Below are 17,441 nucleotides of genomic sequence, written 5' to 3'. Positions count from 1 at the left end.
GATCAGCCCTTGCCCTCGAGGTCGGTGTTGACGCCGTCGCCACCAGGCTTGGCATCCTTGCCGAGCGATCGGATCGTGAAACTCATGCCATCCGAGCTATAGGCATAGGGCCGTTCCCAGCCGTCGAGTGGCGGCGCGGATAGGTAGCCGCCCTGCGCCCAGTTGCCGGGCACCGGCGGGGCGGTGGGCTTTTCGACCAGCGCCTTGAGCCCCTGCTCGGTGGTGGGGTAATCGCCATTGTCGAGGCGGTACATCTTTAGCGCGCCTTCGATCGAGGAGATGTTGCCCTTGGTGGTGGTCGCCTTCGCTTCATCCGGGCGGCCGATCACGTTCATGGTGATCAGCCCCGCCACGACGGCGATGATCACCAGCACGATCAGCATTTCGATCAAGGTCAGACCGGCTTCGCCATTTGGCACGGCACGGCGCTTGCGCGACGGCTCCGGTGGTGCGATGTCACTAAACTGTTTCAATTCTATGCGCATCCCCGCCCCATGCGTCCTTCCCATGAAGCAAATGTGACACAAGCTGCCCGACCAATTGGTGCACCCGACCAGACGGACGCCCCCGCGGCGGGCGTTTGGACGCTCGCGGGCGGCCGGCTGATCATAGCCGAGCCGGGGGGACCCGCAACCGTCCTCGTGTCCACCGAGCAGGTACGGCTGCTTGCCGTCGACCTGCCGCTCTCCACACGCGCCAAGCGGTTGGAAGCATTGCCCTTTGCTGTCGAGGAGCAACTCGCCGAGCCGGCCGAATCGGTGCATCTGGCGTTGGGCGCGGAGATCGCGCCGAAGCGCTATCTGGTGGGCGTGGTGCGGCACGACCTGATGGCGGCCTGGGTCGAGGCGGCGGAGGATGCCGGGCTGGGCCATGCCGCGATGGTGCCCGACGCGCTGGCGCTGCCGCGGCCGGGGGAAGGGCAGTGGGCAGTCGACCTCGGCGCCGAGCGCGCGGTGGTGCGCTCGGGCGACGGTTCGGGCTTCGCCTGCCCCGCGCCGGTGCTGCGGGCCGCGTGGGAAGCGGCGGGACGTCCGCCGGTCACCGCCTATGGCGCGCCAATGCCCGAGGATATGGCGCAGGCGGATGCGGGATTGGCTTCGGAGCCCCTGGCAACGCGGCTGCTTCAGCCCGCGCTCGATCTTCGTCAGGGGCTCTACGCACGGCGGCGTGCGTCGTTGCCCAACGTGTGGCGCCGGACGGGCTGGATCGTTGCGCTGGGAGCCGCGGCGCATGTCGTGATCGCCGCAGCCGACACGCTGATGCTACAGACCATCGCCGGGCGGCGTGCCGACGAAACGCGTGCTGCTGCGGCCCTCGCTGCTCCTGGCGTCAACCTATCGGGCGATTTCGCCGCCAGCGTGGCCGACATGCTGCCGAGCGGAGCCGAAGCTGCGCCCGATCTGTTCCTGCCGCTGCTCTCGCGCGTGTCCGGCGCGCTGGGGCCGATCGCGAGCAGCCTTACCGTCAGGACCGTCGGTTTTCAGGCGAACACATTGACGATGGACGTGGAGCGTGGCGAAGCCGGACTGGTCGGGAGGATCGACGCGGCGCTGCGCGCGGCGCGGGTCCCCGCCCAGGTCACGCAGTCGCCGGACGGGGCCATCCGCATCACGGCGAGGCCGGCATGAGAGTGATCGTAACCTATCTGCCGACACTCGACGCGGCGCTGATGCGCGCCGACGCCTGGTGGAGCGCGTTGAGCCGGCGTGAGCGGGTGCTGTTGAGCGTGCTCGCCCTGCTGCTCGCGGGCGTGGTGCTGATCTTTGGCGTGGTGAAGCCGCTTCAAGCGGCCCGGGCCGAGGCGGTGGCGGATATCCGAACGTATGAAACGCTGACAGCGCGCATCCGGGCGGCGGGAACGCTCACCACGGCGCGCACGCAGCGGCGTCAGGGGCCGCCGGCGCAGGTGGTGAGTGCGTCAGCGTCGGGCTTCGGGCTTGCTGTCGCGCCCCAGGCAATGCCCGGCGGTGTACGCGTGACGGTGGCGGACGCCAGCTACGACACGCTGATGGCATGGCTTGCCGACCTGAGCGCGACGAGCAATTTGCGCGTGCGGGGGCTGTCGATCCAGCGGCGTCCTGCGGCTGGGCGGGTCTCGGCGAGCGTGGAGTTTGTCGGGTGAGCGAGACCTTGATCATGATCGAGGACGCGCCCGCGCCGCGCACCGTCCCGTACAGCTTCGCACGCAAGCACGGTGTGCTGCTGCGGCAAGGGTCCGCGGGCATCGAGTGCGTGCACCGCGCGGGTGCGGGCCTTGACGGGTTGCTTGAAGTGCAACGGATCGCGCCGGGAGCCCCGCTTGTGGCGGTGACCGACGAGGCATTCGACGCTGCGCTCAGCCAGACCTTCAGCGATCGGGCCGGTGCGGCTGCCGATTTCGACCTGGGCGACATGGACCTGGCCGCGCTGGCCGACAGCGCGGCATCGGTAGACGATCTGTTGGACACCCGCGACGATGCACCGGTGATCCGCCTGATCAACGCGCTGCTGCTCGAAGCGGTCAAGGAAGGTGCGTCGGACGTCCATATCGAGACGCAGGAAAAGCGGCTGGTGGTACGCTTCCGCATCGACGGCGTGTTGCGCGACATGATCGAGCCGCCGCGCGCGCTCGCGCCGCTTCTGGTCAGCCGGATCAAGGTGATGGCCAAGCTTGACATCGCCGAGCGGCGCGTGCCGCAGGACGGCCGCGTGACCCTGCGCATCGGCGGCCATGATGTCGATGCGCGCGTCTCCACCATCCCCACCCAGCACGGCGAACGCGTAGTGCTGCGTTTGCTCGAAAAGGGATCGCTGCGCCTAGATCTGAGCGGCCTGGGCATGAGCGAGCGCGACCGCGACGTCTTTGGGCGCCTACTCGAGCGTCCACATGGCATCTTGCTCGTCACCGGTCCGACCGGTTCTGGCAAGACAACGACGCTCTACACAGCGCTTACTCGGCTGAACGACCGCAAGCGCAACGTCATGACGGTCGAGGATCCGATCGAATATGAGCTGGCGGGCGTCGCCCAAACCCAAGTCAATCCACGCACCGATATGACGTTCGCACGCGGCCTGCGCGCGATCCTTCGCCAGGATCCCGACGTGATCATGGTGGGCGAAATCCGCGACCACGAGACCGCGCAGGTGGCGGTCCGTTCGGCGATGACCGGCCACTTCGTGCTGTCGACATTGCACACCAACAGCGCGGTGGGATCGGTGACGCGACTGATCGACATGGGGGTCGAGCGCTACCTGCTCGCGCCGATGGTGGTCGGGCTTGTCGCCCAGCGGCTGGTCCGCAAGCTTTGCCCGACCTGCAGCTGGGAAGACACCGCGACCGAGGCGGATTCGCTCCTGCTTGGCGGTGCGCTCAAGCCGGGCAAACGGTTGCGCCGGTCGCTCGGCTGCGACGAATGTCATGGCGAAGGTTATCGCGGTCGTGCCGGCCTGTACGAAGTCGTGGCCGTGGACGAGAAGCTTCAGAAGCTGATCCATGACGGTGCGTCCGAGGCGGAGCTGGAGCGGATCGCGCGCAAGAACAATCCCAGCCTGCTGGACGACGGCGTGGCGAAGGTGCGGGCTGGGATGACCACCGTGGACGAAGTCGCGCGCGTCGTTAGGGATGAGGCGTGAGGCTGTTTTCACAATCTCCCCCGAGCGGTGCTCGAGGAGGATTATAGATGCCCGCCTACGCCTATCGCGCCGCCGACCGCGCGGGCCGCAACAAGCGCGGGATCATTGAAGCGTCGTCGCCCGCTGCTGCTCGCGCGGCACTGCGCCAGCAGGCGCTGCTGCCGCTCTCGGTGGAGGCTGCCGCAGACCGTAATGCCAAACCGGGCTCGATCCAGCTTCCCGGCTTCAATCGCAATCGCGTGTCGGCACGCGCGCTCGCCACGGCCACGCGCCAGATTGCCACGCTGGTCGGCTCCGACATCCCTGTCGAAGAGGCGTTGCGCCTGGTGGCGGCCCAATCCGAGCAGCCGGCGGTGAACACGCTGATGGTCGATGTCCGCAGTGCGATCCTCGACGGGCGAAGCTTCGCCGCGGCGCTGTCGCAGCATCCTAAGGCCTTTCCCGAATTCTATCGCGCTTCGGTTGCCGCCGGCGAAGCTTCAGGGCGGTTGCCGGACGTGCTCAACCACCTCGCCGAGTTCGTCGAGAACCGGCAGGCCAATGGTCAAAAGCTTCAGCTTGCCTTGCTTTACCCGGCGCTGCTCGCGCTGGTGTCGGTTGGCATGATGGTGCTGCTGATGGTCTATGTCGTGCCGGACATCGTGAAGGTGTTCGTGTCGCGCGGCGCGGATTTGCCGCTGCTCACCCGCGCCCTCATCGCGATCAGTTGGTTCATCCAGCAGTTCGGGCTTTATTTCCTGCTGGCATTGGCGTTGGGTATTTTCGGCTTTCTGCGGTGGGGGAGGGTGCCGGCCAACAAACTGCGCGTGCACCGTTTCTTTTCCGAACATCGCCCGTTCCGCCGCTTCAGCCGGCAACTCAACGCGGCGCGCTTTGCCGGCAGCCTGGCTACGCTGGTCGGCAGCGCGGTGCCGCTGGTCGAGGCGCTGCACGCGGCTGCCGCGGTGACGCCGAATCACTGGGTGCGCGCCAAGGCGTTCGGGGTGGCCACTCGGGTACGCGAAGGCATCAGCCTGCGCGCGGCGATGCAGGAGGCGCAGGTCTTTCCAAGCATGCTGGTGGCCATCGTCGCGTCCGGGGAATCCAGCGGGCGCCTTGCGCCGGCGCTCGGCCGTGCGTCGGACGAACTCGAGCGCGAACTCGACGCGTTGGTGTCAACCCTGGTATCGCTCGTCGAACCGCTGGTGCTGCTGGTGATGGGAGGACTGGTGCTGATGATGGTGCTTGCGATTCTGCTCCCGATAATCAATCTCAATAATCTTGTCGGGATGTAGCTGCCGCGCCTGGCTCTCTAAACTTCTGCTTCCCCGGTCCTCAGAATCTCTCTTTTCGCTCTGCCCGGCAATGTATTAGCAGCGCCCAAAAGCGGGATAGGGAGAGACCGTTGCCAAAGATGTCGCTGCACCGGCTGGAAGAATTTGCAAAGCTGTGTGCAGGCGATGCGGACATGCTGGATAACTGGGCAGGGGAGCAGATCCGCTATCCCGCCGGCGCCAAGATCCGCAAGCAAGGTGAGCCGGCCACTTGCGTTTACTTCCTCGCCAAAGGGTGGGTCGGCTCGTCAATGAGCCTTGTGGACGGGCGCCGTCAGTTCATGAAGATTCACTTGCCCGGCGATGTGCTCGGCTCGCCCAGCATGAGCCTCAGCGCCGCGGCGGAGACGCTGGAAGCGTTCACCGAGATCGCGGTCGCCCCGGTGCCGCACCGCGTCCTGGGCCAGTTGATCGAAAGGTCGCCCCGCTTCGCCGCGACCTTCCTGCTGAGCGTGCAGAAGGAGCGCGTCGCGCTGATGCAGGAAAAGGCGATCCTTGGCCAAGCCTCGGCGATGGAACGCATGGCGTGGTTTCTGCTGGACCTGCGCGGCCGGTTGCAGGCGGCGGGGATGGCGGACGTCGACGGATTCGACTGCCCGCTCAAACAGGGTCAGATCGCCGACCTGCTCGGCATGACGTCGGTCCATGCCAGCCGCACGCTGACTCGGCTTCAGCACGAAGGCATGATCGACCGCAAGCGCGGGAGCATCGTGTTCAAGGACGAGGCTGCGTTACAGGCACTCTCGCCCTGTGTGGTGGCACCGTTTGTAACAGAACCCGACTGGCTGCCCAAAAGCCGGCCTGACCTTACCTGATCAAAGGTCAGAGCGCGCCCTGGATGCGTACGCCAGGTGGCAGGCCCAGGAACGGCATCATCGCCGCGCCTTCCGGCGTGACCGAAAGATCCAGCGTTCCGCCTTCGGAAAGCTCGGCCTGTACCAGGATTTGACGGCGCTGCGTGGCCGGAGCGATGCGGATGGTCGTACGATTGCCGATTGGTTCGGCGGTCAGAAGCAGCGGCGGCAATGGGGATGCCGCGGCGCTGCCGGTCTTGGGGCGGCAACTGCCTGGATCGCTGGCCGCCTTGCCGGCCAGCATCTGGCTGCCACCGCCAACGGCGATCCGGTCCATGTCGATCTGCATCGTCAGATCGCAGGTGAAAGGAAGATTGGGCTGAACCGCCTGAAGCAAACGCCCATCGGCCGTACCGCTCATCTTGTCGAGCACCGTGCGTCCGCCGGGATGCATCAGCATGCGCCCGCCCAGATCGGTATCCGGGCCCGTCGCCTTCCAATCCGCGGCGAAACCAAATGAAGTCAGCGAGCGGAGCGGGGCCATCTGCCATTCGAACTTGGACCCGCCGGCCACACCCACTTCGCCGTTCCACACGGTGCCGGCGACGCCGGTGCGCCAGGGCCGGTTCTTCAGCACCACGCTGGCCGGCATGGTGGCCAGCATTGCGAGCGCATAGGCTACTATCCCGATGCCGGCGAACACGATAATGGGACGCCGTGCCACACGCCCCGTATCCGGAATCGGTAACCGACCGGCGATCCCTGCTGAGGTTGCTGCAATCAGGCCTGGTCGCATCAGCGGCATCGGTCGTGCTTCCCTCTTTCGCGCATGCAGCCGCGAAGAAGGACAAACGTCCCATCGCCCTGCTGGTCCCGCTCACCGGACCGCGAGCGCGGCTGGGCCTTAGCATGCGTCAAGCGGCGTTGCTCGCGGAAAACGGCAGCTTTGTTGAGAGCTTCGACACCACCGGCACTGCAGCGGGTGCCGCAGCGGCAGCTGCCACTGCGCTGAAGCGCCGGCCGGCACTCTTCCTAGGGCCGTTGGGTGCGGAGGAAGTGCCGGCTGTCACGAGCACCGTTGCTGGCCGTGTGCCGATCATCGCCTTCAGCAACGACACGGTGCTGCGTGCACCCGGCACCTTCATCTTCGGCATCACCGCGGCCCAGGTGACCAGTGCGATCCTGCGCTATGCCCGGTCGCGCGGCGTGAAATCGGTCGCGGTGATCGACGATGGCAGCGGGTGGAGCGCCGCGTCCGCACTGGCGGCGGGCAAGCTGGAAGGCGAACTCGGCATGCGAGTGCGCGTGCTGGAGATCCGCGCCGGCCAGCCCCTGCCGACACCCGGCGACGCGCCCGATGCTGTGCTGTTGCCCGGCAGCGGCGAGGCGGTGCTGGCGGCGGCGCGCAATCTGAAGGGCAGCGGCATCCAATTGCTCGCCACCCTGCAAGGGCTCGATTACCGTCCTGAGGCGCTTGAGGCCTTGCAGGACGCCTGGATCGCCAGTCCCGATCCGCAATCCTTCGGCACCTTTGCCAGCGCCTTCACCGCGCGCAACGGTGGCGAGCCGGGAACCATCGCCGCGCTGGCGTATGATGCCGCTGGCATCGCCAATGCGATGCGCGCTGCCGGAACGCTCGGCTTCACCGGCTTGCTCGACAGCAAGGGCTTTCGCTGCGTCACCGGGCCGGTCCGCTTTCGTACCGATGGCTCGGTCGCGCGCGATTTCGCGATCCTGGTCGGGCGGCCGCACGGATACGAACCGGTCGCCGCCAGCTCCGGCGCCTGACTTCATCATGCGTGCCTTGGGCGAGCGGAAGTCTGAGGGCGAGGCCGGCTTCACGTTGATTGAGTTGATGATCTCGCTGGGGCTGTTCGCCCTGATCGCCGTGGCGGGGCTGGCGCTGGTGGATGGCATCATCAAGGTGCAGGGGCGCACCGAAACCAGGCTCGACCGGCTTGCCGACCTTCAGCGCGCCTTGTTCGTCGTCACGAGCGACCTGGATCAGCTGGCGGGCGGCGATATCAGTGGCGGGGGGAGCAACCTGTCCTTCACGCGGGCCGCGCCTGGCATGGGCGGGCCGTCGGTTCCTCTGCGCTATGCAGTCACCGGCGGCACGCTGATACGCGGCCTGGGTCCGATGCCGCAGCGCGTGCTGAGCGGGGTATCCGCCGCACGCTGGCGGTTCTGGGATGGTGCCTGGGTCGAGCGCTGGCCGTTAAACGCGGAAGAGAGGGCACGCTGGCCCCGCGCGATCGCATTGGAGATGCAGGTGGCTGGCCCCGGTGGCAGCTCGTCGCAGGTTCGGCGCGTGATCGCACTCCCGGTGCGCGCCGAGGAGGCGCAACAACCATGAAGCGCCGTGGCGACGAAGCCGGGTTGATTCTGATCAACGTGCTGATGTTCGTCGCGATCGCCAGTGGGTTGGTGCTGCTGATGATCAGCCGGGAAGAGATCGCGCTCGACCGCGGCTTGCGGACACGGGAGGCGTCGCGCGCGCTCGCCGTGGTGCGAGGCGGCGAACTGTCGGCATTGGTGGCATTGCGTCGCGATGCGCAGGTCTCGCCCGATGTCGATCATGTCGGCGAGGCGTGGGCAAAGCTGTCCGAAGCCGGCGCGCCGATCGAAGGCGGCACCTTCGATCTCGCCATCGCTGACGCCGAAGGCCGGTACAACATCAATGCCGTGCGGCGTGGCGATGCGGCGTCGCTGATCCTGTTTCAGACGATTGCCCGGGAAGTCGGGCTCACCGAGGAGCAGATGATCGCCGCGATAGCATATGTGCGATTGCGTGGACCTGTGACCGATCTCCGGCCACTGCGCATGGCCGGCGTGGACGCGAAGGTGGCCGAGCGGATGGAGCGGTTGGTGACGGCGCTGCCGGGCGAGACATCGCTGAACCTCAATGCCGCGGACGGGGAAATGCTGCGCATCCTGTTCCGTGATCCGGTAGTGGCAGAGCGGCTGGTGGCGGTGCGCAAACGTCAGGGCTTCCTGACGCTGAAGGACCTTACCGACCAGAACGTCACCATGCCGTGGGGCGCTAGCTTCCGCTCGAATACCTTTTGGGTGCGGACCCGTGCGACGATCGGCGGAACCAGCCAGCAGGGCGCGACTTTGATCCAGCGCCGAAGGAGCGCTGAGGGCGCCGCCGAGGCCGTTCCAGTGGAGCGGTGGCGCAACGCAGCCGTGCCGCCGGGCGCACCGGCGCTTCCAACGTCAGCGAAGAGATAATGAGTTGCAATAGCCTGTCGATGCGACTCATTCGCAGAAGGCTGCCCGGTTACAGAGTTCGGAAGGCGTCCCATCGACGTGCCGCGAGCATGCCGCGGAGTAAAGCTTGATAGGCCGGTATCGTGAACGCCGCGCGATGCCTCTTCCGGAGGGTCGGCGCGTGTCGCTGGAGGTTCCTGCGCGAACGTCTCTGGCTCCCAGGCACGAGGAAAGGGACGTCATGAGGGAGTATGCGACGCCTGCACCGTGCGCGCGCCGGGTGGGGCATTGGGCACCTTTACCCTGGGAGTGGGTACTCCTCCACGAAGCACATCGCCGTTGCCGGGAAGTCGGGCGCAGCGTGTCTTCACGGGGCAGGCAATCGGGCCGCGTACCCATAGTTATTCGGGAGTGATTGCCACGCATCGGCATATGTTTTGCAAATCGAAAGGCAGCATGCTGGCTGGGCGCGAAGCGCCCCAATCGCGCTTGACAGCGGCAGCCGGATTTCGTTCCTGTCGCCAGCGCAGCCGCCCGAGTTGTCACACAACCCGAAAACGCTGCCGATAGAGAGAGGATGAATATGCCCAAGATCCGCGCCGCGCGTGTCATCGTAACCTGTCCCGGGCGGAACTTCGTCACGCTGAAGATCGAAACCGACGAGGGCGTGTACGGCCTGGGCGACGCCACCCTGAACGGGCGCGAGCTGGCGGTGGCGAGCTACCTGACCGATCACGTCATTCCGTGCCTGATCGGGCGCGACGCGCACCAGATCGAGGACATCTGGCAGTATCTCTACAAGGGCGCATATTGGCGCCGCGGGCCGGTGACGATGTCCGCCGTCGCGGCGGTCGACACGGCGCTGTGGGACATCAAGGGGAAGATCGCCGGATTGCCGGTGTATCAGCTGCTCGGTGGCGCATCGCGTGAGGGGTGCATGGTTTATGGCCATGCCAACGGCACCGATATCGAGGAGACCCTCGATCGCGCGCAGGAATATGTGGATCAGGGATACAAGGCGGTCCGGCTCCAGTCAGGCGTTCCCGGATTGGCCGCCACCTATGGCGTATCGGGCGAGCGCTTCTACTACGAGCCGGCCAAGGGTTCCGTCCCCGACGAGACGCTTTGGTCCACCTCCAAATATCTGCGCCACGCGCCCAAGCTGTTCGAGCGCGGGCGCGAGGTGCTCGGGTGGGACGTGCATCTGCTCCACGACGTGCACCATCGCCTGACTCCGATCGAGGCCGGGCGACTGGGCAAGGATCTGGAGCCCTACCGGCTTTTCTGGTTGGAGGATGCGACGCCGGCCGAGAACCAGGCCGGGTTCCGCCTGATCCGCCAGCACACCACTACGCCGCTGGCGGTGGGCGAAGTTTTCAATTCGGTGTGGGACGCCAAGCAGCTGATCGAAGAACAGCTGATCGACTATATCCGCGCGACCGTGGTGCATGCCGGCGGCATCACGCACTTGCGCCGCATCGCGAGCCTGGCCGATCTGTACCAGGTGCGAACCGGCTGCCACGGCGCCACCGACCTGTCCCCGGTCAGCATGGCGGCGGCGCTGCACTTCGGCCTGTCGGTGCCCAATTTTGGCATCCAGGAATATATGCGGCACACGCCGGAAACCGACGCGGTATTCCCGCACGCCTATCGCTTCGAACGAGGCCTGATGCATCCGGGTGAGGCTCCGGGCCTGGGCGTCGAGCTGGATGAGGCGCTGGCCGGCACGTACGCGTACAAACGCGCCTTCCTTCCAGTGAACCGGCTCGAAGACGGGACGATGTGGAGTTGGTAACACGAGCCGCAGGGGAGACGGTGTAGCAATGGCGGTCACCAAGGCGGCGTCGCTTGCCGACGATCTGGTGCGGCGCATCGAGGCGCAGATAGAAAGCGGCGCGATGCCGCCCGGCGCCCGATTTCCGACCGAGAAGGCGGTCACGGAGGATCTGGGCGTCAGCCGCACGGTGGTGCGTGAGGCATTCGCACGGCTGGCCGCGCGCGGACTGCTGGTGTCGCGCCGCGGCTCGGGTGCGTATGTCGCCGATGATGCGCGATACCGCGCCTTTCAGGTGACGGCGGCGGAGGTTGCGGAAATCGGTGACCTGCTGATGCTGCTCGAAATGCGGCGCGGGTTCGAAGTGGAAATGGCGGAGCTTGCCGCAACGCGGCGCACCGATGCCGATCTGGCCGCGATCCGCGAGACTTTGGAGGCGATGGAAGGCAGCACCGACGTGGATACCTCGCTCGCCGCTGACGCCCGCTTTCACGCTGCGCTCGCCCAGGCGACCGGCAATCCGCACTTCGTACGCTTCACGCAATTCCTGGGCGTGCGCCTGGTGCCGTCGCGTACGCTGTATCTTCAAGACAGCGATCCCAAGGCTCACCAGCGGCACGCCCGCCGGATCAACGCCGATCACAAGGCGATTTACGCCGCGATCGAAGCGCGCAATGCCGCGGCGGCAGGGCGCGCGGCGCGCCGGCATATTGATAAATCGATTGCGCGCTATCGCGACCGGATACCTGGCTAAGCCAGATCGGTACTTGGAAAATGGAAGGATTATCGGGGCCGAATGCTCGTGCAGCGAAAGCGATGCTGTTCACGAAAACGCTGCAATGGTCGGGGCGATAGGATTCGAACCTACGACCCCTGGACCCCGAGACCAGTGCGCTACCAGACTGCGCCACGCCCCGACACATTGCAGGGTGGTGCCCCTAGCGGGGGGTGAGGCCGCGATCAAGGAAAAACGACGTCGTCGTGACAGAGTTCATCGGACCTCGCTTTGCGCCAGCAGCGACAGCGCGTTCTCGGTCGCCGCGCCGCTCGCGGTGTTGTCGAAGATCACCCAGCGCTGCGATGCTTCCGCCGCGCATGCCGCCGCCGCCCAGCCGTCCAGCGCGGCGGGCTCATAGCTCGACCAGTAAGTGCGCGGGCTGCCATGCAGCCGGAAATAGGCCAGCTCCCGCCATCCGCCGGGGCGTGCCGCTTCCGGTACTCTAGCCGGGTCGGCGGCGACTCGCGCCACTCGGTGTTCGCGCAGCAGCGCGTCGGCATCGGGGTCGAACCAGCTGGGGTGGCGAGGCTCGCAAACCAGTTGCACGTGCGATGCCTCGCGAAAATCCCTTAGGAATCGCAGCGCCAGACCTGCATCGAAAGCAAGCTTGGGCGGCAACTGAAGCAGAACCGCGCCCAACTTGACGCCGAGCCCGCTTGTCTGTGCGAAGAACTCGGCAAGCTGCGCGCCGCAGTCCTTAAGCTTCGCCTCATGGCTGATCGCCTTGGGCAGTTTCACCGAAAAGCGAAAATCCTCGCCGACTGCCGCTGCCCAGCGTGCATAGCTGCCGTGGCGGTGCGGCCGATAGAAGCTGGTATTGATCTCCACCGCGTCGAACCGCCCGGCATAGCGGGCAAGGTTGCTGGCGCCTTCGGGGAAGTGCTCGCGCACCGTGCGGGGGAGCGCCCAGGCGGCGGTGCCGATGCGGAAATGCGTGGCCATCACGCTGCCAATCCGCGGCGCGCGAGCCTGGTTCCAGGGGAAGGATGGGCCGGCTCCCACAGAGGGAGAAAAGGGGAAGCCGGCCCTGGGACAACCGTAAGAGGGGAACCACGGCGTCTTGTATGCGGTGGTACCTCGATCCCGCCGCCCATGCTGCTCGGGAGAACGACGCACCGGGTTTCTGCGTAAGCGGTTGACAGCCCCTTCGCACGGGCGCTCCGCCCTGCTAACGCGCGGCGATCATGGCCACCGAACTCTCCAAGATCCGCAACTTCTCGATCATCGCGCATATCGATCACGGCAAGTCGACACTGGCCGACCGGCTGATCCAGCGCACCGGCGGCCTGACCGAGCGCGAGATGAGCGCCCAGGTGCTCGACAACATGGACATCGAGAAGGAACGCGGCATCACCATTAAGGCGCAGACCGTGCGCCTGGAATGGAAGGGGCACGTCCTAAACCTGATGGATACGCCCGGTCACGTCGACTTCGCCTATGAAGTCAGCCGCAGCCTTGCCGCCTGCGAAGGCGCGCTGCTGGTGGTCGATGCCGCGCAGGGTGTGGAAGCGCAGACGCTCGCCAACGTCTATCAATCGATCGAGCATGATCATGAGATCATCCCGGTGATCAACAAGATCGATCTTCCCTCCGCCGAACCCGAAAAGGTCCGCAACGAGATCGAAGAAATCATCGGCATCGACGCATCGAACGCGGTGCTCGCCAGCGCCAAGTCCGGCATCGGAGTCGAGGAGATCCTCGATGCCATCGTTGAGCGCATCCCCGCGCCCAAGGGCGATCCCGACGCGCCCTTAAAGGCGATGCTGGTCGACAGCTGGTATGACCCATATCTTGGCGTCGTGATCCTGGTCCGCGTGATCGATGGCACGATCAAGAAGGGCCAGCAGATCAAGTTCATGGCCGCCGGGACCACCCACCTGATCGACCGCGTCGGCGCGTTCCGGCCCAAGATCGAGCAGCTGCCTGATCTCGGGCCCGGCGAGATCGGCTTCATCACGGCACAGATCAAGGAAGTCGCTCAAGCGCGCGTCGGCGACACCCTGACCGACGCCAAGCGGCCGACGTCCCAAGCGCTGGAAGGCTTCAAGGAAGTCCAGCCGGTGGTGTTCTGCGGCCTCTTCCCCGTTGACGCCGCCGACTTCGAGAAGCTGCGCGAATCGATTTCCAAGCTGCGCCTCAACGACGCGTCCTTCTCGTTCGAGATGGAAACTTCGGCCGCGCTCGGCTTCGGCTTCCGCTGCGGCTTCCTCGGGCTGCTCCACCTCGAGATCATCCAGGAGCGCTTGACCCGCGAATATGATCTCGACTTGATCACCACCGCGCCCTCGGTGGTGTACAAGCTCAAGCTGACCAAGGCCGCGGGCGAGGCCGAGGCGCGTGAGATCGAGCTGCACAACCCGGCCGACATGCCCGATCCCAACCGGATCGAGATGATCGAGGAGCCCTGGATCAAGGCGGTGATCTACGTTCCCGACGAATATCTCGGCTCGATCCTCAAGCTCTGCCAGGATCGCCGCGGCATCCAGCGCGATCTGACCTATGTCGGCGGTCGCGCGCAGCTGACCTACGAACTGCCGCTCAACGAAGTGGTGTTTGACTTCTACGATCGTCTCAAGTCGATCAGCCGCGGCTATGCCAGCTTCGATTATGAGCAGATCGGCCATCGCGAGGGCGACCTCGTGAAGATGAGCATCCTGGTGAACAACGAACCGGTCGATGCGCTGTCGATGATCGTCCACGCCTCCACCGCCGAGGCGCGCGGCCGCGGCATGTGCGAGCGCTTGAAGGACTTGATCCCGCGCCACTTGTTCAAGATCCCGATTCAGGCGGCGATCGGCGGCAAGGTGATCGCGCGCGAGACCATCGCGGCACTGCGCAAGGACGTGACCGCGAAATGCTATGGCGGCGACATCAGCCGCAAGCGCAAGCTTCTGGAAAAGCAGAAGGAAGGCAAGAAGCGGATGCGCGAGTATGGCTCGGTGCAGATCCCGCAGGAAGCTTTCATCGCCGCGCTGCGGATGGGCGAGGAATAAGGGATGCGCGCATTCGCGCTGGCGGCGCTGCTCGCCACCGCGGCGGCGCCTGCGCCCTCCGGCTTCGACATGGTCGTGCTTGGCGCCCGCGGCGGCATCGAGGACGGCAATCTCAGCAGCTATCTCATCCGGCCTCAGGGTGATCCGCGCGGCGTCACTTGCGACGCCGGCACGCTGGTCCAGGGGCTACGCGTCGCGGAGGCCAAGGGCGCGTTCAAGGATGTACGCGTTTCGGCGGGCGAGGAGCTCAGCCGGGTCGGCTATGTGCTCAAGCACGACATCAAGGGCTATCTGATCAGCCACCCGCATCTCGATCATCTCTCGGGGCTGATCATCGCTTCGCCTGACGACGCGGCCAAGCCGATCTATGCGCTGCCCTCGGTCAATGCCGAGATCGCTCGCAGCTATTTCCGCCCCGGTCCGTGGAGCAACTTCACCGATCGTGGTGCTGAGCCGCGCCTGGGCAAATATCATGTCGTGGACCTGAAGCCGGGCACGCCGACGCCGCTGGCCGGCACGACGATGACGGTCACGCCGTTTCCGCTTGCCCATGGCGGCATGGAATCGACCGCGTTCCTGCTCGAGCATGACCGGGACGCGATGCTATGTTTCGGCGATACCGGGCCCGATGCGGTCGAGCATGCCGACAAGCTCCAGCGCGTCTGGAGCGCGGTCGCCGGGCGTGTCCGCGCCAAGCAGCTCAAGGCGATCGTTATCGAAGTGTCGTTCGCCAACGACCGGCCCGACGACAAGCTGTTCGGTCATCTGACCCCGCGGCACCTGCTCGGCGAATTGCACAAGCTGGAGGCGCTGGCGGGGAAGGGCAGCCTCAAGGACCTGCCGATCATCATCGGCCACATCAAATACGCGCTGAGCGGCACCCAGCCCCAGGCGCAGATTCTATCCGAACTGGGCGCCGGCAACGACATGGGCGTCCGCTTCCACATCGCCGAACAAGGCCAGCGCTGGCGCTTTTAAGCCCGTTCTCCGTCCCTTGGGGCGAAGGGAGCAAAGAAAAAGGGGCGAGACACGCGTGTGTCCCGCCCCCCGATTTCACACAACCGGTCGATCAGAAGCGGATATGCCCACCCGCCGACAGCACGATCGCGCGTGCATTCTCCAGCGTGCCGTTGGTCGTGATCGTTGTCGCACCGCCGTTGCCGATAGTTGAACGGTCGATTGTCGCGTCTTCGAAGTCGACATAGTTGGCGCTCAGGTCAAGGCCGAAGCGCTGGTTCACTTGATAGGACGCGCCGACACCGTAGTTCCAGCGGTCCGCATCCGGCACGCGCGCATCACGCTCGCCATCGCGGGTCGGGGTGGTGGCATGCTGCACGCCGGCGCGGAAAGTGAAGCTCGGCGACACGGCATAGTCGAAGCCGCCAGCCAGGCTCCAGCTGTCCTGGTAATTCTCAGGGATCGCGGTGTTCAGCGGCGCGCCCAGGCGGATCGCGTCGAACTTGCTCCACTGGTAATTGATCGCCTGTGCGTTCAGCGTCAGCTTGTCACTGACGTTGAAGCGGCCGGCGACGATCGCCTGTGCCGGGGTGTAGAAGCTCGCCTCGGCGTCGTTGATCGTCCGGTTCTGCCCTGCCAGCGGACCCTGAAGCCCACTGACCTCAAGCTCGCCAGTCAGCGTATGCTTGATCGCCGACTTGTAGCTGAAGCCGATCGTCGCGACCTCGTTGTGCATCTGGAAACCGGCCGTCCAGCCGAAGTCCCAGCCATTGCCTTTGAGCTCCTGCCGACCGTCCGCCTGCCCAGGGAGCAGGTTCGGCAGCGCGTTACTCAGGCTCGCATCGGTATATTCGATGTTGGCGCCACCGCCGACGCGCAGCCAGTCAGTCACCGCCACCGCGATCGAGGGCTGGATGTCGATGGTCAGCAGCTTGGTACGGTCGGCGCTGTAGCGCGCCCAGCTGTCGTCATTATAATCGGTCGTGAAGCTGAACGGTGAGGTGACGGCAAGGCCGACCGCAACGCGGTCGTTCAGCGGCACGGCGATCGCGCCGGCCGGCAGTACGCCATTGTTGATCGGGTTGCTGGAAACCTGTTCGCCGCCCACGGGCGTGAATGGCTGGTCGGGCCGGCGCCGGATCACAGTGCCATTGTTGCGCACATCGCCCTTCGGCAGGATCAGCGTGGCGGACAGCACCGCGTCGCCCTCGGTCGCGCCGCCAATCGCCGCCGGGTTCCACCACAGCGACGCCGCGCCAGTGTCCGCCGCTTCGCCGGAGAACGCACGGCCGGCCGCACGCGTGGACTGTTCCTGCAGGTAGAAGGCCTGGGCCTGCGCAACACTGGCCGAACCGAACAGGGCGATGGCTGCCGACGCGCTCGCCAGCAGGGTAGTACGACTGAACATGGGAGATCCCTTTTTACTCTGAATACAAAAGATCGTCGGGGCCGCTTAGCGGACGCGTGTCCAGGTCTGCGTCTTGCAGAACGGCTTGAACACGCACCCGCGTAGCTTCAGCGCGTTGGCGCCGGCGGGCGTCACGTCGGCGGTATAGGTCTTGCCATCCTCGGCATTGTAGATCTTGCCGCCGGTCCACGCGCCGCCGCTCTGCTTGAAACCGCTCAGGATCTGCAGGCCGCGCAGGTTGCGGTTGCGCAGGTTCGCGTCCTTGTTGTTCGCGTCCTTCAAATTGGGGTTGGTCCGCAGCGCGTCCGAACTCAACAGGCGACCACAGATGGACGAACCGCAGCGCTGGATCTCGATGATCCCGTTGCGCGTCTCTGCCTTCCACCGGCCAAGCACCGACTCCGCCGACTGCGGGGCCGCCGCAAGTGCCACTGCTACAAGCGATACCAGCATGTACTCTCCTTTATCCGCGAACCGGCTTCGGATCTGAAGCCGGCACGGGTTTTTTTTGGGTCGGGGGCTTACCCAATCCGTCTCGCGCGTGGGAACCGCGATACGGGGGCTAAGTTCCACCGCGATGCTGTCGTCTAGATGAATAT

Annotated in this window: 17 protein-coding genes and 1 tRNA gene; 12 read left to right on the top strand and 6 right to left on the bottom strand. The window is 65.7% G+C overall.

All coding sequences use genetic code 11. The annotated features are described in order from the left end of the window. Nucleotides 1–2: 2 nt before the first annotated feature. On the bottom strand, nucleotides 3–473 hold the full coding sequence (gene gspG, locus FHT02_RS09560) for a type II secretion system major pseudopilin GspG (protein ID WP_246352286.1): 471 nt from the start codon (nucleotides 471–473) through the stop codon (nucleotides 3–5). A gap of 45 nt (nucleotides 474–518) precedes the next feature. Here gspG and gspL point away from each other — a divergent pair, with 45 nt between their 5' ends. From gspL to FHT02_RS09535, 5 genes are all read left to right on the top strand, one after another. Next, a complete protein-coding gene (gene gspL / locus FHT02_RS09555) occupies nucleotides 519–1,628 on the top strand; it encodes a type II secretion system protein GspL (protein ID WP_343056888.1) in 1,110 nt (369 codons plus the stop codon). Next, complete coding sequence (gene gspM, locus FHT02_RS09550) at nucleotides 1,625–2,122, top strand: type II secretion system protein GspM (RefSeq protein ID WP_184086840.1); 498 nt, start codon at nucleotides 1,625–1,627, stop codon at nucleotides 2,120–2,122. Before gspL ends, gspM begins: the two co-directional genes overlap by 4 nt. Before the next feature lie 14 nt (nucleotides 2,123–2,136). Next, entirely contained in the window at nucleotides 2,137–3,612 is a 1,476-nt protein-coding gene (locus tag FHT02_RS09545; protein WP_184087094.1) for a GspE/PulE family protein, read from the top strand. Between the two features lie 47 nt (nucleotides 3,613–3,659). Continuing rightward, complete coding sequence (gene gspF / locus FHT02_RS09540) at nucleotides 3,660–4,886, top strand: type II secretion system inner membrane protein GspF (protein WP_184086838.1); 1,227 nt, start codon at nucleotides 3,660–3,662, stop codon at nucleotides 4,884–4,886. Between the two features lie 119 nt (nucleotides 4,887–5,005). Further along, complete coding sequence (locus tag FHT02_RS09535) at nucleotides 5,006–5,740, top strand: Crp/Fnr family transcriptional regulator (RefSeq protein ID WP_246352318.1); 735 nt, start codon at nucleotides 5,006–5,008, stop codon at nucleotides 5,738–5,740. A gap of 7 nt (nucleotides 5,741–5,747) precedes the next feature. Here the strand turns inward: FHT02_RS09535 and FHT02_RS09530 are convergent, their stop codons facing one another. Further along, the gene (locus FHT02_RS09530) at nucleotides 5,748–6,443 is read right to left on the bottom strand and encodes a hypothetical protein (RefSeq protein ID WP_343056887.1); all 696 of its coding nucleotides are present in this window, start codon (nucleotides 6,441–6,443) and stop codon (nucleotides 5,748–5,750) included. Between FHT02_RS09530 and FHT02_RS09525 the strand changes: the two genes are divergently transcribed. The 5 genes from FHT02_RS09525 to FHT02_RS09505 all read left to right on the top strand — a co-directional run bounded on the left by FHT02_RS09525 (nucleotide 6,437) and on the right by FHT02_RS09505 (nucleotide 11,460). Then, on the top strand, nucleotides 6,437–7,507 hold the full coding sequence (locus tag FHT02_RS09525) for an ABC transporter substrate-binding protein (protein WP_184086834.1): 1,071 nt from the start codon (nucleotides 6,437–6,439) through the stop codon (nucleotides 7,505–7,507). The two genes, FHT02_RS09530 and FHT02_RS09525, sit on opposite strands and share 7 nt — an antisense overlap. Nucleotides 7,508–7,514: 7 nt before the next feature. Continuing rightward, nucleotides 7,515–8,075, top strand: coding sequence for a type II secretion system protein GspJ (locus FHT02_RS09520; protein ID WP_184086832.1), 561 nt, complete (start codon nucleotides 7,515–7,517; stop codon nucleotides 8,073–8,075). After that, nucleotides 8,072–8,953: a type II secretion system minor pseudopilin gene (locus FHT02_RS09515; RefSeq protein WP_184086830.1), complete on the top strand. Its 882-nt coding sequence runs from the start codon at nucleotides 8,072–8,074 to the stop codon at nucleotides 8,951–8,953. Before FHT02_RS09520 ends, FHT02_RS09515 begins: the two co-directional genes overlap by 4 nt. A gap of 562 nt (nucleotides 8,954–9,515) precedes the next feature. Next, nucleotides 9,516–10,727 carry a D-mannonate dehydratase ManD gene (manD, locus tag FHT02_RS09510; RefSeq protein ID WP_184086828.1) on the top strand — a complete coding sequence of 404 codons (1,212 nt, stop codon included), beginning with the start codon at nucleotides 9,516–9,518 and terminating at the stop codon, nucleotides 10,725–10,727. A gap of 28 nt (nucleotides 10,728–10,755) precedes the next feature. Continuing rightward, nucleotides 10,756–11,460 carry a FadR/GntR family transcriptional regulator gene (locus tag FHT02_RS09505; protein WP_184086826.1) on the top strand — a complete coding sequence of 235 codons (705 nt, stop codon included), beginning with the start codon at nucleotides 10,756–10,758 and terminating at the stop codon, nucleotides 11,458–11,460. Between the two features lie 86 nt (nucleotides 11,461–11,546). Here FHT02_RS09505 and FHT02_RS09500 read toward each other — a convergent pair. Continuing rightward, nucleotides 11,547–11,623 (bottom strand) — tRNA-Pro (locus tag FHT02_RS09500). 74 nt (nucleotides 11,624–11,697) lie between these two features. After that, complete coding sequence (locus tag FHT02_RS09495; protein WP_184086824.1) at nucleotides 11,698–12,426, bottom strand: DUF72 domain-containing protein; 729 nt, start codon at nucleotides 12,424–12,426, stop codon at nucleotides 11,698–11,700. A 242-nt stretch (nucleotides 12,427–12,668) separates the two neighbouring features. On the opposite strand from FHT02_RS09495, the gene lepA reads away from it, so the two are divergent. Continuing rightward, complete coding sequence (gene lepA / locus FHT02_RS09490) at nucleotides 12,669–14,477, top strand: translation elongation factor 4 (RefSeq protein WP_184086822.1); 1,809 nt, start codon at nucleotides 12,669–12,671, stop codon at nucleotides 14,475–14,477. 3 nt (nucleotides 14,478–14,480) lie between these two features. Further along, a complete protein-coding gene (locus FHT02_RS09485; RefSeq protein WP_184086820.1) occupies nucleotides 14,481–15,455 on the top strand; it encodes an MBL fold metallo-hydrolase in 975 nt (324 codons plus the stop codon). Nucleotides 15,456–15,546: 91 nt separating this feature from the next. Here FHT02_RS09485 and FHT02_RS09480 read toward each other — a convergent pair whose 3' ends face one another. Together FHT02_RS09480 and FHT02_RS09475 are read right to left on the bottom strand one after the other, a co-directional pair. Next, nucleotides 15,547–16,842 (bottom strand): OmpP1/FadL family transporter, encoded by a 1,296-nt coding sequence (locus FHT02_RS09480; RefSeq protein WP_184086818.1) that lies wholly within the window; start codon nucleotides 16,840–16,842, stop codon nucleotides 15,547–15,549. A gap of 45 nt (nucleotides 16,843–16,887) precedes the next feature. Then, on the bottom strand, nucleotides 16,888–17,295 hold the full coding sequence (locus FHT02_RS09475) for a DUF2147 domain-containing protein (RefSeq protein ID WP_184086816.1): 408 nt from the start codon (nucleotides 17,293–17,295) through the stop codon (nucleotides 16,888–16,890). Between the last annotated feature and the right edge of the window lie 146 nt (nucleotides 17,296–17,441).

Source organism: Sphingomonas xinjiangensis, assembly GCF_014199255.1.
Taxonomy (GTDB): domain Bacteria; phylum Pseudomonadota; class Alphaproteobacteria; order Sphingomonadales; family Sphingomonadaceae; genus Sphingomonas; species Sphingomonas xinjiangensis.
This window is presented reverse-complemented; position numbering and strand designations above follow the sequence as displayed.

What these genes read in the sequence shown, in the direction of transcription:
- gspM (WP_184086840.1), top strand. Translation starts at nt 1,625, where the DNA reads ATGAGAGTGATCGTAACCTATCTGCCGACACTCGACGCGGCGCTGATG.
- FHT02_RS09545 (WP_184087094.1), top strand. Translation starts at nt 2,137, where the DNA reads ATGATCGAGGACGCGCCCGCGCCGCGCACCGTCCCGTACAGCTTCGCA.
- gspF (WP_184086838.1), top strand. Translation starts at nt 3,660, where the DNA reads ATGCCCGCCTACGCCTATCGCGCCGCCGACCGCGCGGGCCGCAACAAG.
- FHT02_RS09535 (WP_246352318.1), top strand. Translation starts at nt 5,006, where the DNA reads ATGTCGCTGCACCGGCTGGAAGAATTTGCAAAGCTGTGTGCAGGCGAT.
- FHT02_RS09520 (WP_184086832.1), top strand. Translation starts at nt 7,515, where the DNA reads ATGCGTGCCTTGGGCGAGCGGAAGTCTGAGGGCGAGGCCGGCTTCACG.
- FHT02_RS09515 (WP_184086830.1), top strand. Translation starts at nt 8,072, where the DNA reads ATGAAGCGCCGTGGCGACGAAGCCGGGTTGATTCTGATCAACGTGCTG.
- manD (WP_184086828.1), top strand. Translation starts at nt 9,516, where the DNA reads ATGCCCAAGATCCGCGCCGCGCGTGTCATCGTAACCTGTCCCGGGCGG.
- FHT02_RS09505 (WP_184086826.1), top strand. Translation starts at nt 10,756, where the DNA reads ATGGCGGTCACCAAGGCGGCGTCGCTTGCCGACGATCTGGTGCGGCGC.
- FHT02_RS09495 (WP_184086824.1), bottom strand. Translation starts at nt 12,426, where the DNA reads ATGGCCACGCATTTCCGCATCGGCACCGCCGCCTGGGCGCTCCCCCGC.
- lepA (WP_184086822.1), top strand. Translation starts at nt 12,669, where the DNA reads ATGGCCACCGAACTCTCCAAGATCCGCAACTTCTCGATCATCGCGCAT.
- FHT02_RS09485 (WP_184086820.1), top strand. Translation starts at nt 14,481, where the DNA reads ATGCGCGCATTCGCGCTGGCGGCGCTGCTCGCCACCGCGGCGGCGCCT.
- FHT02_RS09480 (WP_184086818.1), bottom strand. Translation starts at nt 16,842, where the DNA reads ATGTTCAGTCGTACTACCCTGCTGGCGAGCGCGTCGGCAGCCATCGCC.
- FHT02_RS09475 (WP_184086816.1), bottom strand. Translation starts at nt 17,295, where the DNA reads ATGCTGGTATCGCTTGTAGCAGTGGCACTTGCGGCGGCCCCGCAGTCG.